This is a genomic window from Thauera sp. DNT-1, assembly GCF_055393985.1.
The window spans coordinates 3,950,112-3,966,065 of the sequence record NZ_AP043752.1; the positions used below are offsets into that span (position 1 = coordinate 3,950,112).

Consider the following 15,954-nt stretch of genomic DNA (forward strand, 5'->3'; position numbering starts at 1 on the left):
CATGCCCGACGGCGGGCGCCGCCGGGCGGTGCACCGGGCCTTTACGCGTCGCTGTCGAGGAAGCTGCGCAGCTTCTCGGAGCGGCTCGGGTGGCGCAGCTTGCGCAGGGCCTTGGCTTCGATCTGGCGGATGCGCTCGCGGGTGACGTCGAACTGCTTGCCGACCTCTTCCAGCGTGTGGTCGGTGTTCATCTCGATGCCGAAGCGCATGCGCAGCACCTTGGCCTCGCGCTGGGTCAGCGAGTCGAGCACCTCGCAGGTGGCGTCGCGCAGGCCGGAGTACATCGCCGCCTCGGCCGGGGCCAGGGTGGCGGTGTCCTCGATGAAGTCGCCCAGGTGAGAGTCGTCGTCGTCGCCGATCGGCGTCTCCATGGAGATCGGCTCCTTGGAGATCTTCATGATCTTGCGGATCTTCTCCTCGGGCATCTCCATCTTCTCGGCCAGCGTCGCGGGATCCGGCTCCTGACCGGTCTCCTGCAGGATCTGGCGGCTGATGCGGTTCATCTTGTTGATCGTCTCGATCATGTGCACCGGGATGCGGATGGTGCGCGCCTGGTCGGCGATCGAGCGCGTGATGGCCTGGCGGATCCACCACGTGGCGTAGGTCGAGAACTTGTAGCCGCGGCGGTATTCGAACTTGTCCACCGCCTTCATCAGGCCGATGTTGCCTTCCTGGATGAGGTCGAGGAACTGCAGGCCGCGGTTGGTGTACTTCTTCGCGATCGAGATCACCAGGCGCAGGTTGGCCTCGGTCATCTCGCGCTTGGCGCGACGCATCTTGGCTTCGCCGGTGGACATCTGGCGGTTGATGTCCTTGAGTTCCTTGAGCGGGATGCCGATGCGGTCCTGCAGGTCGATGAGCTTCTGCTGCTCCTCGAGCACCGCGGGGTGGATGCGCATCAGGCCGTCGGCGTAGTTCTTGCCGGCGGCGATCTCGTCCTTGAGCCAGTCGAGGTTCACTTCCTGGCCGGGGAACACCTTGATGAAGTGCTGGCGCGGCATGCCGGCGCGATCCACGCACAGCTGCAGGATCTGGCGCTCGTGGCTGCGCACCTGCTCGACCATGTGGCGCACCGAGTCGCACAGCTTCTCGATGGCCTTGGCGGTGAAGCGGATGTTGAGCAGCTCGTCGGAGATCTGCTGCTGCAGCGCGAGGTAGGAGAGGTCCTGCGAGCCACGCTTCTCGAGCGCCTGCATCTTCTTCTCGTACAGCCCGCGGATGACGTCGAAGCGGGCGAGCGCGTCGTTCTTGAGTTGCAGCAGCGAGGCGGCATTGGCGCGCTCGGCGCTCTCGGCGCTGTCTTCCTCGTCGTCGCCCTCGTCCTCGTCCTCCGCGCCCTCGTCCTCTTCGGCCTCGGTGTCCTCGTCGGCGGACTCCTCCTCCGCGGCCGCTTCCTCGGCGCTGCCGGCGTTGGGGTCGATCAGGCCGTCGACCAGCTCGTCGATCTTGGCATCGTCGGCGGCGATGCGGTCGACGATGCCGAGCATCTCGGCGATCGTGGTCGGGCAGGCGGAGATGGCCTGCACCATGTGCTTGAGGCCGTCCTCGATGCGCTTGGCGATCTCGATCTCGCCCTCGCGGGTGAGCAGCTCGACCGTGCCCATCTCGCGCATGTACATGCGCACCGGGTCGGTGGTGCGGCCGAATTCGGAGTCGACCGAGGACAGCGCCTGTTCGGCTTCCTCTTCGGCGACGTCCTCGTCCACGTTGGTGGCGACGCTGTCCGACATGAGCAGGTCTTCGGCGGCCGGCGCCTCGTCATAGACCTGGATGCCCATGTTGTTGAAGGTGGCGATGATGCCTTCGATCTGCTCGGCATCGGCCACATCGTCGGGGAGGTGGTCGCTGATCTCGGCGTAGGTGAGATAGCCGCGTTCCTTGCCGAGCGTGATCAGCGTCTTCAGCCGGGTGCGGCGCACCTCCGCGTCGAGCGGGGTGGCGGCGGGGCTTTCGACCACCGGGGCTGCCTTGTCCTTGGCCTTGGCAGGGCGGCCCTTCGCGGGGGCGTCCTTGCGTGGGTCCTTGGCTTTTTCGCGTGCCATAGCACTCCTCAAGTGAGGGTGTAAGAAAATGGGGAAACCCGAAATTGTACTATAAATCTGAGACTTTGCCGCTGCTCGCGAGGTTCCGCTTCTCGAGCAGCAGCTCTCCGAGGCGATGGCGGCCGGCGGCGTCCAGGCCTTGCTCACGATCCCGTTGTAGCAGGGCGGTGATCTCCTTGCCGACGCCGTCGATCTGCAGTTTGCGCAGGGCGTCCTCGAACAGCGTCTCGACCACCGCTTCGTCGAATTCCGCCTCCACGAGTTCCGCGGCGACACGCGAGAGGGTTTCGGCGTGGGGTGTCTCGCGGAAGCGCTCGATCAGCGCGCCCAGTCCGCCCGAGGGGATCGGCTCGCCGAGGCTGCAGAGGTCGATGATCGCGATCAGCGCGAGGCCTTCCGGGCTGTCGTCGGGCACCAGGCCGACCGGCATGCGCGCGGCCCAGGTCGGGTGCTGCATCACCAGGCGCAGCAGGGTGCCGGCGGTGGAGGGGGGCTTGCGCCGGCCGCCCGCGCGCGGGCGCGGCGCCTGGCCGCGCGGCGGCGCGCTGCGGGCGGGCGGGGGGGCATCGTCGAAGAAGGGGGTGTCCGCCTCGGCGCTTGCGATGCTCGCGGCGGGGGCGCGGGGCGGGGTGGGCGCCGAGGCGCCACGCCGGCGCGGGGCGCTGGCGGCGAGCTGCTCGAAGGCGTATTCGACCTCGCCCTGGGTCATGCCCGCGCTCTCGGCCACCGCCTTCACCACCTGCAGCTTCAGCAGCGGCGCGGCGATGCGAGTGACCAGCGGCGCCGCCTCATGCACGAAGGCCGCGCGGCCCTCGGCGCTGTCGAGCGGATGGCGGCCGGACAGCTCCTGGATCAGGAAGCTCCCCAGCGGGGTGGCGGCTAGCGCGGCCTTGCGGAAGGCTTCGGCACCCTCGGCGCGCACGAAGGAGTCCGGGTCGTGCTCGGCGGGCAGGAACAGGAAGGCCAGGGTGGCGTCGTCGCGCAGGGATTCGAGTGCGTTCTCGAGCGCACGCCATGCCGCGCGGCGGCCTGCGGCGTCGCCGTCGAAGCAGAACACGATGCGGTCGGTCTGGCGCAGCAGGGTGTGGATATGCTGCGGCGTGGTCGCGGTGCCGAGCGTGGCGACCGCATTCTCGATGGCGAACTGGGCGAGCGCGACCACGTCCATGTAGCCCTCGACCACGACCGCGAAGCCGGCGTCGCGGATCGCCTTCTGCGCCAGGAAGAGGCCGTAGAGCTCGCGCCCCTTCTCGAACAGCGGGGTCTCGGGCGAGTTCAGGTACTTGGGTTCGCCCTTGTCGAGCACGCGCCCGCCGAAGGCGATGATGCGTCCGCGGCGGTCGTGGATCGGGAAGATGATGCGGTTGCGGAAGCGGTCGTAGCGCCGCCCCTGCTCGTTGTCGATGACCAGGCCGGCGTCGGCGAGCGTCTTCGCCTGGTAGTCGGGGAAGGCCTTCTCCAGCGCCTGCCACTCGTCGGGCGCGTAGCCGAGCCCGAAGCGCGCGGCGACCTCGCCCGACAGCCCGCGGCGCTTGAGGTAGTCGATGGCCTGGCGGGAAGGCTTGAGCTGGTCGCGGTAGAAGCGCGCCGCCACCGCCATCGCCTCATAAAGGCGTTCGCTCGGGTCGTCATGCACGGGTGCCGCGCTGCGGCCATCGTCGGGCACCTGCAGGCCGACCTGGGCAGCGAGCTCCTTGATCGCGTCGACGAAGCCCAGCCCGCTGTACTCCATCAGGAAGCCGACCGCGCTACCGTGCACGCCGCAACCGAAGCAGTGGTAGAACTGCTTGGACGGGCTGACCGAGAACGAGGCGGATTTCTCGCCGTGGAAGGGGCAGCAGGCGAAGTAGTTGGCGCCGCTCTTCTTGAGCGGGAGGTAGCGTTCGATGACGTCGACGATGTCGACGCGGGAAAGCAGTTCCTGGACGAAGGACTGGGGAATCATCGCGCGCGCAAAGACAAACGCCCGTCGCTTCCGCATGCGCGGACGACGGGTGTTCGTGAAAAAGCATCACGCCGGGCGGGGATCGAGCGACCCCGGGCCGGCGTGTGATCGCCCGCCAGGGCGGGCATGGGCGTCCCGCGAGGGCGGGTCGCGTACCGGATCAGTAGAGCTTCGGCGGCAGCGTCTGGCTGCGCAGGCGCTTGTGGTTGCGCTTGACGGCGGCGGCCAGCTTGCGCTTGCGCTCGGCGGTGGGCTTTTCGTAGAACTCGCGCGAGCGCAGTTCGGTCAGCACACCGGTCTTCTCGATGGTGCGCTTGAAGCGGCGGATCGCAACTTCAAACGGCTCGTTTTCCTTGACGCGGATACCGGGCATTGCGGACTTCCTTGGGTGTCTGGTGGGCAGAAAGACCGCGAATATAAACCAGCCGACCGTCGATGGCAAGGCCGCGGATCGCCCGCGCCGGCGGTGGCGGGTTAAAATGCGACACCGAATCAAACGGATGCATCCCGATGAAAGTGCTCGGCATCGAAACCTCCTGCGACGAGACCGGCGTGGCGATCTACGACACCGACACCGGCCTGCGCGCGCACTGCCTGCACTCGCAGATCGACCTGCACGCGGCCTACGGCGGGGTGGTGCCCGAGCTCGCCTCGCGCGATCACATCCGCCGCCTGCCGCTGCTGCTGCGCCAGACCCTGGCCGCGGCCGGCCTCGCCGCCGCGGACATCGACGCCGTGGCCTACACCAGCGGTCCCGGGCTCGCGGGCGCGCTGCTGGTGGGGGCGAGCGTGGCGGAGTCGTTCGCGATGGCGCGCGGGATCCCGGCGCTGCCGGTGCATCACCTCGAGGGCCACCTGCTGTCGCCGCTGCTGTCGGCCGATCCTCCGGCCTTCCCCTTCGTGGCCTTGCTGGTTTCGGGCGGCCACACCCAGCTGATGCGGGTGCGCGGGGTGGGCGACTACGCGCTGCTCGGCGAGTCGGTGGACGACGCCGCCGGCGAGGCCTTCGACAAGACCGCCAAGCTGCTCGGCCTGGGCTATCCCGGCGGGCCGCAGCTCGCCGGGCTGGCCGAATCCGGCGTGCCCGGCCGCTTCCGCCTGCCGCGGCCGATGCTGCACTCGGGGGACCTCGACTTCAGCTTCAGCGGTCTCAAGACCGCGGTGCTCAACGTGGTGTCGGCGCCCGACTGGGACCCGGCGCGCATGGCCGACCTCGCTGCCGAGTTTCAGCAGGCCGTGGTCGATGTGCTGTGCGCGAAGGCGCTCGCGGCGCTGAAGAAGGTGGGGCTGAAGACCCTCGTAGTGGCCGGCGGGGTGGGTGCCAACCGCTGCCTGCGCGCCACCCTGGACGCCGCGCTCGCGCGCCGCGGCGGGCGCGTGCATTACCCCGAGCCGGCGCTGTGCACCGACAACGGCGCCATGATCGCCTTCGCCGGCGCCTTGCGCCTGGCGGCCGGCGAGTCCGTGCCGGAAGTCTGCGCCGTCCGCATCCGCCCGCGCTGGCCCATGGTCGAACTGCGCCCGCCGGTGCAGGCGCCCGCCATCCTGTAGGAGCGGCGCAAGCCGCGAACCCGGCGCCCGGCATCAGAGCCGCCGCCGCTCCACCGCCGTATTCGCGCCTGGCGGCGCTCCCACAGGAAACGTTGCGGCTTCCCTTTGTAGGAGCGGCGCAAGCCGCGAACCCGGCGCCCGGCATCAGAGCCGCCGCTCCTCCCCCGCATTCGCGCCTGCGGGCGCTCCTGCATGGACCTCCGCGCGCCCGGAGGCCTTACGCCGCCGGCCCGTCCTTCTTCTTGCCGCCGATCTTGCCCTCGGTGCCGGCGCGCAGGCGGGCGATGTTCTCCTTGTGGCGCCAGAACAGCACCGCCGTCATCACCGCGAGCAGGCCGACCGCCGGCTTGGCGCCGAGGAAGAGCAGGCCCGCGAGGGGCGCGGCGAGCGCCGCCGACAGCGCCGCGGCCGAGGAGTAGCGCGTGGTGTAGGCCACCATAAGCCAGATCACCGCGCAGAAGATCGCGATGCGTGCGTCGACCCCGGCGAGTACGCCGAGCGCGGTGGCCACGCCCTTGCCGCCGTTGAAGCGCAGGAAGAGCGAGAACACGTGGCCGAGGAAGGCGGCCAGCCCGGCGAGCGCGGCGATGTCCGGCTCGAAGCCGAGGCGCAGCGCCGCCCACACCGCCAGCCAGCCCTTGAGCGCGTCGCCGAGCAGGGTGAGCACGGCCGCGGCCTTGTTGCCGCTGCGCAGCACGTTGGTCGCGCCGGGGTTGCCCGAGCCGTACTTGCGCGGATCTTCCAGGCCGAACAGGCGGCTGGTGACGATCGCGAAGGGAATGGAGCCGAGCAGGTAGGCGGCGACGATCAGAAGCAGGGTGGACATCTTGGCTCCACTGCCCGCCGGCGGGCAGCTCGAAAGGGACGGAAGGGGGGAGGGGGCATCCGGCACGCCTCGCCTGTCACAAGCCGGCACCGATGGTGTGCGACAGCTTTTCCGGGCGCGCGCGCGGGGGCGCGTTAGAATCCGGACGATTCTAAACGGGAAGCAGCATGGATTTCATCTTCATCGAGGAACTGCGGGTCAAGGCCTGGGTCGGCATCTACGCGCGCGAGAAGACCGGCCCGCAGACGGTCGAGCTGAACCTCACCTTCGGCGTTCCCGACGCCGCCGCAGAGCACGACGACATCGCCGACACCATCGACTATGCGGTGGTGACCGAGCGCATTCGCCGCGAGCTCGGCGAGCGCCACTTCAACCTCATCGAGAGTCTGGGCGAGTTCGTCGTCAAGCTGCTGTTCGAGGAGTTCGGCGCGCCCTGGGTCAAGCTCAAGGTGGGCAAGATCGGGGTGATGAAGGATGTGCGCCGCGTCGGCGTCTATATCCAGCGCAGCAAGGCGGGTGTGGTCGTACCGCCGGCCGCCTGAGCGCCCGCGTGCGCTCGCTTCAGTTCGCCACCTGCACCAGCCTGGGCTGGAGCACGCGCAGCAGGTCGTGCGGGTGGATCCCGACCAGGAAGCCGCGCCGCCCGCCGTTGATGTAGACCAGCGGCAGATCGAGCACGGTGCGCTCCATGTACACCGGCATCTTCTTGCGCGTGCCGAAGGGCGAGGTGCCGCCCACCAGATAGCCGCTGTGGCGGTTCGCGGTCTCCGGCTTGCAGGTCTCGACGTGCTTGCACGGGATCTGGCGCGCGAGCTCCTTGGTGGACACCTTGTGGTCGCCATGCATCAGCACCACCATCGGCTGCGCGTTCTCGTCCTCCATGATCAGGGTCTTGACCACCGCGTGCTCGGGCACGTTGAGTTCGCGCGAAGACACCGTGGTGCCGCCGTGCTCCTCGTATTCGTAGAGGTGGCTGGAGAAGGCGACGCCGTGCTGGCGCAGGAAGCGGGTGGCGGGGGTCTCGGGGGCGTGGGCTTCGTTTCTGCTCATGATCGGACGGCCTGTCGGGCGCGCCGCCGCGAGCGGGCGGCGCGGTCTCCACATTGTAGTGCCATCCGCCATGCCGGGGCGTATGGACGCGTCGCCCCGGCCGCGGCCGGCGCGCTCATGCGCGCGGATGGTGGCGCGCGTGCAGCTGCTTGAGGCGCTCGCGCGCGACGTGGGTGTAGATCTGCGTGGTCGAGATGTCGGCGTGGCCGAGCAGCAGCTGCACCACGCGCAGGTCGGCGCCGTGGTTGAGCAGGTGGGTGGCGAAGGCGTGGCGCAGGGTGTGGGGCGAGATGCGCTCGGGCGCGATGCCGGCGGCGAGGGCGTAGTGCTTGATCAGGCGCCAGAACATCTGGCGCGACATCGCCGCCCCCAGGCGGGTCACGAAGATCTCGTCGCAGCTGCGGCCGGCGAGCAGGACCGGGCGTGCCTCGGCCAGGTAGCGCTGCAGCCAGTCGGCGGCGATCTCGCCGAGCGGCACCAGGCGCTCCTTGCTGCCCTTGCCCATGACCCGCACCACGCCCTCATTCACCCCCACCGCGAAGATCTTCAGGCCGACCAGCTCGGAGACCCGCAGGCCGGCGGCGTAGAGCACCTCCAGCATGCAGCGGTCGCGCAGGCCTTGCGGGGTGTCGAGCGCGGGAGCGGCGAGCAGGGCCTCGACCTGGGGCTCGCTCAGGGTCTTGGGAAAGCGTTCGGCCGCGCGCGGGGTGTCGATCGCCAGCGTGGGGTCCTCGGCGATCTCGCGGTTGGCGAGGAGCAGGCGGTAATAGCGCCGCCACGCGGCGATCAGCCGGCGTTGGCTCGCCGGCTTCGCGGTGCGGCTGAATTCGGCGAGGTAGGCGGCGAGGTCCGCGCCGGCGGCGGCGGGCAGGCGTTGCGCACGCGTCTCCAGCCAGGCGGCGAAGCGGGCGAGGTCGCTGCGGTAGCCGGCGAGGGTGTTCCTGGCCAGCCCGTGCTCGAGCCAGAGCGCATCGGCGAAGCGGTCGAGCTCGGCGCGGTGCGCGGGCTGCAGGCCGGCTTCGCGTGCCGGCGCGCGTCCGCTCACAGCGCCCCTTCGAAAGCGAGCAGCCAGCGCTTGACGTCGAGGAGCCAGCCTTCGCGGGCGTTGGCGAAGCCACCGAGCCCGGCGGCCGAGGTCACGCGGTGGCAGGGCACGATCAGGGGAAAGGGGTTGGCGCCGCAGGCCTGGCCGACCGCGCGCGGCGCGCTGTCCAGGCTGGCGGCGAGCTCGCCGTAGGTTGCGGTACGTCCGCGCGGGATTGCCGCGATGGCCGTCCATACGCGACGACGGAAGGGCGTGCCGCAGGGTGCGAGCGGCACCGGGAAGGGCTGGTCGGGGTCGTCGATCCAGGCGCGCAGCGCGTGCGCCGCGGCGCCGGCGCTGGCGTTGCGCGGTTCGTGCAAGGGCGTGCCCGGAGGCAGGAAGACGAGCTCCTGCACCTGCCCGTCGTGCGCGCGGATGCCGAAGGGGCCGAAGGGCAGCGCGATCACGGCGTCGAATACGGACGCGGGAGCACGGCCCGCCGTCATGGCGAGTTCCTGCCTCACTGCGGATTCTTGAGCAGCGCCTCGCGCAGCTCGCTGTCGGCCGGGCGCTCGCCCAGCCAGATGCGCAGCAGCGCGGGATAGAAGGCGGCGTCGGCGATGTCCTCGCCCTGCTGCTTCGTATCGACCAGCAGCCGGGTGGCGCCGTTGCCGAGGCGATCGAGCACGATCTCGGTGCCGGCCTTGACCTCGCCGACCGCGGCGAGCGCGCCCAGCAGCGCGTCGGTGGCGGGCTTGAGCGCGGCCAGCGCGGCGTCGTCGTGGTTCTTCTCGAGCCCGGTCTGCAGGGCATCGCCGAACTGCTTCGCCTCGAGGTCGCGGATCGGCACGATGCGGATGCGCTTCTCGCCTTTGTCGGCCAGGATCGCGCCGGCCTCGGCGAGCGGGGCGCGCAGGTACAGGCCCATCGCATAGACCTTGAAGCCGAGCCGGGTGCGCAGGCCGGCGCCGTTGAGCTCGAGCGTGCGCTGCTGCACGGTCTGCTGCGGGGCGAACTCGACGTTGCCGACCTTGACGGCGGCCTGGGCGAGGCTGGCCGAGAGCAGGGCGGCGACGATCAGGCTGCGGAGGATGCGGATGCTCATGGGGTTCCTTGTCGGGGTGGTTCCATTTGGCAGTGTCAGCGGCGGACTTCGCCGTTGCCGAACACGATCCATTTCTGGCTGGTAAGGCCCTCCAGGCCGACCGGGCCGCGGGCGTGGATCTTGTCGGTGGAGATGCCGATCTCCGCGCCGAGGCCGTACTCGAAGCCGTCGGCGAAGCGGGTGGAGGCATTCACCATCACCGAGGATGAATCTACCTCGCGCAGGAAGCGCATGGCGTGGGAATAGTTCTCGGTGACGATCGCTTCGGTGTGGCCCGAACTGCAGGTGTTGATGTGCTCGATCGCCTCGTCGAGGCCGGCGACGATCTTCACCGCGATGATCGGGGCGAGGTATTCCTCGCGCCAGTCGGCCGCGGTCGCCTCCACCAGCTTCGCCCCGGCGATGCCGGCCTCGCGCAGGAGGGCGAGCGACTCGGCGCAGCAGCGCATCTCCACGCCCTTGGCGGCGAGCGTGCGGGCGATCTCGGGCAGGTAGATGTCGGCGACGTCGCGCGCCACCAGCAGCGATTCGGCGGTGTTGCAGGTGCCATAGCGCTGGGTCTTGGAGTTCTCGACGATGGGTACGACCTTGGCAGGGTCGGCCTCATCGTCGATATAAACATGGCAGTTGCCGTCGAGGTGCTTGATCACCGGCACGCGCGCGTCCCTGGAGATGCGCTCGATCAGGCCCTTGCCCCCGCGCGGCACGATCACGTCGACGAACTCGGGCATGGTGATCAGCGCACCGACGGCCTCGCGGTCGGTGATCTCGACCACCTGCACCGCGTGTTCGGGCAGACCGGCCGCCAGCAGGCCGGCGCGCACGCAGGCGGCGATCGCGCGGTTGGCGTGGATCGCCTCCTTGCCGCCGCGCAGGATCGCGGCATTGCCGGATTTGAGGCACAGCGCCGCGGCGTCGGCGGTGACGTTGGGGCGGGCCTCGTAGATGATGCCGATCACGCCCAGCGGCACGCGCATCTTGCCGAGCGCGATGCCGGAGGGGCGGCGCTTGATGTCGCTCATCTCGCCCACCGGGTCGGGCAGCGCGGCGACCTGCTCGAGGCCGGCGGCCATGGACTCGATGCCTTTCTCGTCCAGCGTCAGGCGGTCGATCAGCGCCGGCTCCAGGCCGGCGGCACGCGCCTCGTCGAGGTCTTGGGCATTGGCGGCGAGCAGTTCGGCGCGGCGGGCGCGGATCTCGGCGGCCATCGCGATCAGGGCGGCGTTCTTGGCCGCGGTGGAGGCGGCGGCGAGCACGCGCGAGGCGGCGCGGGCCTGGCGGCCCAGGGTCTGCATGTAGTGCTGGATGTCCATGGGGGCTCTTCTTCGGCGTCGGTCGCGGCATCCACGGACGCCGCGGGGCAAATCCGCATTAAATCATCGAACCGGATGCGGATGAAGCCTGGCGCGGGTCGGCCGCGGTTCAGCCGCGGCGCGCCAGGCGCAGCGCGAGCTGGAGGAACTCGTCCCACAGGTCGCCGCTGGCGAGGCCCTTGATCATGCGGTCGATGCGCGCCGCGTGCATCAGCGCGGCGCGCAGATGGCCCTGGCCGAGGCGACCGAGGGCACGGGTCATGGCCTGCTGGCGGCGCGGATCGAAGATGCGCTCGGCCTTGAACAGGGCGGCCAGGGGCTGGCCGGCGTCGCGGCCCGCGCTCAGGGTGGCGAGGCTGCGTGTCTCGTGCGCGAGCGCCCACAGCACCAGCGGGGGGGCGGCGCCCTCACCCTCGAGGCCTTCGAGCAGGCGGGCGCAGCGCGCCGGGTCGCCCTCGACGACCGCCAGGCGCAGCTTGTCGATGTCGTAGCGGGCGACGTCGAGCACCGCGTCCTGCACCTGCTCGAGCGTGAGCGCGCCCTCGCCGTGCAGCAGGCCGAGCTTGAGGATCTCCTGGTGGGCGGCGAGCAGGTTGCCTTCGACGTGATCGGCAATGAAGGCGAGCGCCTCGGGCGGGGCGGACTGCTTCTGCGCGGCGAGCCGGCGCGCGACCCACTCGGGCAGACGTTCGCGTTCGGGGGCGTGGAGTTCCAGCGTCGTCGCGGCGTCGGCCAGGCCCTTGAACCAGGCGGTCTTGCGCGTCGCCCAATCGACTTCGGGCAGGGTGACCAGGGTCAGGGTCTGGGAAGGCAGGTGGGCGATGTAGCGCTGCAGCGCATCGCCGCCGTCGCGGCCGGGCTTGCCCGTCGGGATGCGCAGGTCGATCAGCTTGGCGCCGCCGAAGAGCGACAGGTTGCCCGCGGCGAGGGCGAGCGCGTCCCACTTGAAGCCGTGGCCGACGACCAGGGTCTCGCGCTCCTCGTAGCCCTGGCGACGGGCTGCGGCGCGGATTGCGTCGGCAGCCTCGAGCACCAGCAGCGGCTCGTTGCCGTGCAGCAGCCAGAGCGGCGCGAGCGGGCGCTCGAGCTGGGCGGCGAGCTGGTCGGGGCGCAGGTTCACGCGGGGCGGCGGAACGGGTTCAGCCGCTGCGGCGGGCGGCGGCGAGGCGGCGCATGAGCTGCTGCACCAGGTCGTTCTGCATGTCGCGGTAGAGCAAGGCCTCTTCCTGTTCCTTGCCGAGCACCTGACTGTCGTCGAAGGTGTACTCGCGCCGCGCCGTCAGGCTGGTGGGCGGGATCAGCGCCTTGCCCGCGCGGTCGAGGAGCTGGAAGCGCAAGGACTGGACGAGCTGGTACTCGCGCACCTTGCCCGCACCGGTGAGGCTGAGGATCTCGCGGCCGCGGTCGTTGGAGAGGATCTGCAGGAGGGCTTCGGCCTTGGCTGCGTCCTCCTCGACCCGGGTGGTGCCGGTGGTGGCTACGAGGCGACGCAGCTGGGCGCCGAATTCGCTCTGCTCCGGCACGCTGATGTGCACGGTCGCAAAGTCGAGCGCCTGCGGGCCGCGCAGGCGAAAGCCACAGCCCGACAGCAGCAGCGCCGCGGCACCGAGGGCGCCACCGAGCAGGCGCCGCCGCGCGGTGGCCATGACGGGACCAGGAGCAGGCATGCCGCGCTTCCTCAAACGACGATGTTGACCAGACGGCCGGGCACGACGACCACCTTCTTCGCCGGCCTGCCCTCCATGAACTTCTGCGCCGCTTCCGAAGCGAGGGCGAGCGCCTCGATGTCGGCCTTAGCCGCGTCGGCCGCGACCTCGAGGCTGCCGCGCAGCTTGCCGTTGACCTGCAGCATCAGCTCGATCTCGTCCCGCTTCAGTGCGTCCTCGCTGACCTCGGGCCACTGCGCCGCCAGGATGTCGGTGCCGAAGCCGCAGTCCTGCCACAGCGCGTGGCAGATGTGCGGGGTGATCGGCGACAGGAGGCGCAGCAGGATGGAGAAGCCTTCTTCGGCGACCTCGGCGTGCGCCGCCGGCTCGGTGCCGGCCAGATCCTTGTGCGCCTTCTCGAGCGCGTTGAGGATCTTCATCGCCGCCGACACCACCGTGTTGAACTGGTGCTTGCCGAAGTCGTAGCTCGCCTGCTTGAGGTGGGTGTGCACCTCGCGGCGCACGTCGGCCGCGGCGGCGGGCAGCGTGCCGGCGGCGAGCGCGCGCGCGGCCGGCAGCGCGGCGCGCGTGGCGGTGGCGAAGGTGTGGCCGTAGTTCCACACCCGGCGCAGGAAGCGCGAAGCGCCCTCGACGCCGGAGTCGGACCACTCGAGCTGCTGGTCGGGCGGCGCGGCGAACATCATGAAGAGACGCGCGGTGTCGGCGCCGTACTGGTCCACCAGCGACTGCGGGTCGACGCCGTTGTTCTTCGACTTCGACATCTTCTCGGTGCCGCCGATGACCACCGGCAGGCCGTCGGATTCGAGTTTCGCGGCGACGATGCGGCCGCGCTCGTCACGCTCGACGACCACGTCGGCCGGGTTGATCCACTGCTTCTTGCCGCCGTCGAGCTCGCGGTAATAGGTCTCGGCCACCACCATGCCCTGGGTGAGCAGCGCGCTGAAGGGCTCGGAAACATTGACCAGGCCGCAGTCGCGCATCGCGCGGGTGAAGAAGCGCGAGTACAGCAGGTGCAGGATGGCGTGCTCGATGCCGCCGATGTACTGGTCGACCGGCGCCCAGTAGTTCACGCGCGCGTCCACCATCGCAGTCGTGCTGTCGGCGCAGGCGTAGCGCAGGAAGTACCACGACGACTCCACGAAGGTGTCCATGGTGTCGGTCTCGCGCTTGGCCGGCTTGCCGCACTTCGGGCAGCTGCATTCGTAGAACGAGGCCATCTTGGCCAGCGGCGAGCCGCGGCCGGTGATCTCGACGTTCTCGGGCAGCACGACCGGGAGCTGTTCGTCCGGGACCGGCACGTCGCCGCAGTCGGCGCAGTGGATCATCGGGATCGGGCAGCCCCAGTAGCGCTGGCGCGAGATGCCCCAGTCGCGCAGGCGGAACTGCACGCGTTTGGCGCCCAGGCCACGGGCTTCGAGGTCGGCGGAGATCGCATCGACCGCGCCCTGGAAATCCAGGCCATCGTACTTGCCGGAATTCACCAGGCGGCCGTACTCGGCGTAGGCGTCCGCGCCGACCACCATGCGGATCGGCAGCTCGTACTTGGTGGCAAAGGCGAAGTCGCGCTCATCGTGCGCCGGCACCGCCATCACCGCGCCTTCGCCATAGCCCATCAGCACGTAGTTGGCGACCCACACCTCGAGCGGCTCGTCGGAAAGCGGATGGCGCACCTTGAGGCCGGTGGGCATGCCCTTCTTTTCCATCGTGGCGATGTCGGCCTCGGCGACGCCGCCGCGCTTGCATTCCTCGATGAACTCGGCGAGCGCCGGGTTGCTGGCCGCGGCCTGGGTGGCGAGCGGATGCTCGGCGGCCACCGCGACATAGGTCGCGCCCATCAGGGTGTCGGCACGGGTGGTGAATACCTTCAGCGCGCCCTCGTGACCGATGCTGGAAACGTCGAACGGGAAGCTGATCTCCACGCCTTCCGAGCGGCCGATCCAGTTCTTCTGCATCAGTTTGACCTGCTCGGGCCAGTCCGGCAGGTCGTCGAGCGCGGACAGCAGTTCGTCCGCGTAGGCGGTGATCTTCATGTAGTACATGGGGATCTCGCGCTTCTCGACGAGCGCGCCCGAGCGCCAGCCGCGGCCGTCGATGACCTGCTCGTTGGCGAGCACGGTCTCGTCCACAGGGTCCCAGTTGACCGTGCCGAGGCGCTTGTAGATCAGGCCCTTCTCGTACAGGCGGGTGAACAGCCACTGCTCCCAGCGGTAGTACTCGGGGGTGCAGGTGGCGAGCTCGCGCGACCAGTCGATGGCGAAGCCGAGGCGCTTCAACTGCGCCTTCATGTAGTCGATGTTGGCGTAGGTCCACTTCGCCGGCGGCACGTTGTTCTGGATCGCGGCGTTCTCGGCCGGCATGCCGAAGGCGTCCCAGCCCATGGGCTGCAGCACGTTGTAGCCCTTCATGCGGTGGAAGCGCGCGAGCACGTCGCCGATGGTGTAGTTGCGCACGTGCCCCATGTGCAGCTTGCCCGAGGGGTAGGGGAACATCGACAGGCAGTAGTACTTCGGACGGCTGGCATCCTCGGTCACGCGGAAGGCGTCGGTGGAGTCCCAGTGCTGCTGGGCGGCCGTCTCGAGGGCGGCGGGCTGGTATTTTTCCTGCATGGCGGGCGCGCGGGCTGGATGACGTTGAAAACACGCCAGTATACCGTGAAGCGCGACACCGGGCGCTCCCGATGCCTGCCGCGGCAGGCCGGGCCAAGGCAGGGCTCGCCGCGAAGCCCGCGCGGCGCGCAAACAGGCTTGCTGCGGGCAAAAAAATGGCGCTCCGCGTGGGCGGAGCGCCGAATCTCCATTGAAGGAGGGAGGGAGACAAGCAAGCGTTGTCGCGCCGCTGGCGCGGCGCGAGGGGTTCGGGACGGGGTGCCGCTTACGCGGCGCGGCGGTGGTCGGCGCCGTGCTGGCGCTGCCAGCTTGCGTGGAAGGCCGAGAACAGGTCTTCCATGGCGATCAGCGGCAGGCGCCACATGCGGTTCTGGGTGCGGACGTAGGACTGCACGCGCGGCGCGCACAGCGTGCTGCGCTCTTCTTCGAGCAGACGCAAGAAGTGATCCATGGCCGCACCCCAGTACTCGGCATTGCCGACCCAGCCGGTTTCGGCGGTGGCTTCGCGCACGGCCTTGCGCCACAGGGTTTCGGCGCGCTCGATCGAGACGCCCGCTTTGCGGGCATACCAGGGCAGCAGTTTGGGCGTTTTCATGATGCGTTCTCCGTCGGGGCCGGGTGTGGCCCTCGTTTCGGCAACCGCCTTCTGGGCGGAGGCCTTATCAAAAAATGTTGTGGCGCAATAGTAGCCGGGCGCCCGGGTTAGTTCCTTGATTCTGCACAATTCCGACCAGTCTTTCCGTGAGAAAGTTCCGGGATTCCGATTCGTTTGGTGCAGTGCACAACTTCAATTTAGCGCAAGCTCGGGATCCTGCAAACACGTTG

The 15,954-nt window shown here is 69.6% G+C and carries 16 protein-coding genes; 2 read left to right on the forward strand and 14 right to left on the reverse strand.

Annotated features, from left to right (window positions below):
• Positions 1-41: 41 nt before the first annotated feature.
• The 4 genes from rpoD to ACZ5PP_RS18210 form a co-directional block, all read right to left on the reverse strand.
• Entirely contained in the window at positions 42-2,042 is a 2,001-nt protein-coding gene (gene rpoD, locus ACZ5PP_RS18195; RefSeq protein WP_004302431.1) for an RNA polymerase sigma factor RpoD, read from the reverse strand.
• A gap of 49 nt (positions 2,043-2,091) precedes the next feature.
• On the reverse strand, positions 2,092-3,987 hold the full coding sequence (gene dnaG / locus ACZ5PP_RS18200) for a DNA primase (RefSeq protein ID WP_464826426.1): 1,896 nt from the start codon (positions 3,985-3,987) through the stop codon (positions 2,092-2,094).
• A gap of 160 nt (positions 3,988-4,147) precedes the next feature.
• Positions 4,148-4,360: a 30S ribosomal protein S21 gene (rpsU, locus tag ACZ5PP_RS18205; RefSeq protein ID WP_002924646.1), complete on the reverse strand. Its 213-nt coding sequence runs from the start codon at positions 4,358-4,360 to the stop codon at positions 4,148-4,150.
• A complete protein-coding gene (locus ACZ5PP_RS18210; protein WP_187283028.1) occupies positions 4,323-4,514 on the reverse strand; it encodes a hypothetical protein in 192 nt (63 codons plus the stop codon). Before ACZ5PP_RS18210 ends, rpsU begins: the two co-directional genes overlap by 38 nt.
• On the opposite strand from ACZ5PP_RS18210, the gene tsaD reads away from it, so the two are divergent.
• The gene (tsaD, locus tag ACZ5PP_RS18215; protein WP_012584910.1) at positions 4,498-5,538 is read left to right on the forward strand and encodes a tRNA (adenosine(37)-N6)-threonylcarbamoyltransferase complex transferase subunit TsaD; all 1,041 of its coding nucleotides are present in this window, start codon (positions 4,498-4,500) and stop codon (positions 5,536-5,538) included. The two genes, ACZ5PP_RS18210 and tsaD, sit on opposite strands and share 17 nt — an antisense overlap.
• A gap of 217 nt (positions 5,539-5,755) precedes the next feature.
• On the opposite strand, the gene plsY is transcribed toward tsaD, so the two are convergent.
• Positions 5,756-6,364, reverse strand: a complete 609-nt coding sequence (plsY, locus tag ACZ5PP_RS18220; protein ID WP_004323472.1) for a glycerol-3-phosphate 1-O-acyltransferase PlsY — start codon at positions 6,362-6,364, stop codon at positions 5,756-5,758.
• A 167-nt stretch (positions 6,365-6,531) separates the two neighbouring features.
• Between plsY and ACZ5PP_RS18225 the strand changes: the two genes are divergently transcribed.
• Positions 6,532-6,906, forward strand: a complete 375-nt coding sequence (locus tag ACZ5PP_RS18225) for a dihydroneopterin aldolase (RefSeq protein WP_004323471.1) — start codon at positions 6,532-6,534, stop codon at positions 6,904-6,906.
• 19 nt (positions 6,907-6,925) lie between these two features.
• On the opposite strand, the gene ybaK is transcribed toward ACZ5PP_RS18225, so the two are convergent.
• From ybaK to ACZ5PP_RS18270, 9 genes are all read right to left on the reverse strand, one after another.
• Positions 6,926-7,414: a Cys-tRNA(Pro) deacylase gene (gene ybaK, locus ACZ5PP_RS18230; protein ID WP_004323469.1), complete on the reverse strand. Its 489-nt coding sequence runs from the start codon at positions 7,412-7,414 to the stop codon at positions 6,926-6,928.
• Positions 7,415-7,529: 115 nt separating this feature from the next.
• Positions 7,530-8,459: a site-specific tyrosine recombinase XerD gene (gene xerD / locus ACZ5PP_RS18235; RefSeq protein WP_464826427.1), complete on the reverse strand. Its 930-nt coding sequence runs from the start codon at positions 8,457-8,459 to the stop codon at positions 7,530-7,532.
• Positions 8,456-8,944, reverse strand: a complete 489-nt coding sequence (locus ACZ5PP_RS18240) for a methylated-DNA--[protein]-cysteine S-methyltransferase (protein ID WP_004323466.1) — start codon at positions 8,942-8,944, stop codon at positions 8,456-8,458. Before ACZ5PP_RS18240 ends, xerD begins: the two co-directional genes overlap by 4 nt.
• A 14-nt stretch (positions 8,945-8,958) precedes the next feature.
• Positions 8,959-9,543 (reverse strand): chalcone isomerase family protein, encoded by a 585-nt coding sequence (locus ACZ5PP_RS18245; RefSeq protein WP_004323464.1) that lies wholly within the window; start codon positions 9,541-9,543, stop codon positions 8,959-8,961.
• A gap of 35 nt (positions 9,544-9,578) precedes the next feature.
• A complete protein-coding gene (locus ACZ5PP_RS18250; protein WP_004323462.1) occupies positions 9,579-10,856 on the reverse strand; it encodes a glutamate-5-semialdehyde dehydrogenase in 1,278 nt (425 codons plus the stop codon).
• 109 nt (positions 10,857-10,965) lie between these two features.
• Positions 10,966-11,976, reverse strand: a complete 1,011-nt coding sequence (gene holA, locus ACZ5PP_RS18255; protein ID WP_004323460.1) for a DNA polymerase III subunit delta — start codon at positions 11,974-11,976, stop codon at positions 10,966-10,968.
• 19 nt (positions 11,977-11,995) lie between these two features.
• Complete coding sequence (locus ACZ5PP_RS18260) at positions 11,996-12,523, reverse strand: LPS-assembly lipoprotein LptE (RefSeq protein WP_464826428.1); 528 nt, start codon at positions 12,521-12,523, stop codon at positions 11,996-11,998.
• A gap of 11 nt (positions 12,524-12,534) precedes the next feature.
• Complete coding sequence (leuS, locus tag ACZ5PP_RS18265; RefSeq protein WP_464826429.1) at positions 12,535-15,129, reverse strand: leucine--tRNA ligase; 2,595 nt, start codon at positions 15,127-15,129, stop codon at positions 12,535-12,537.
• Between the two features lie 265 nt (positions 15,130-15,394).
• The gene (locus ACZ5PP_RS18270; RefSeq protein WP_138860611.1) at positions 15,395-15,724 is read right to left on the reverse strand and encodes a hypothetical protein; all 330 of its coding nucleotides are present in this window, start codon (positions 15,722-15,724) and stop codon (positions 15,395-15,397) included.
• Between the last annotated feature and the right edge of the window lie 230 nt (positions 15,725-15,954).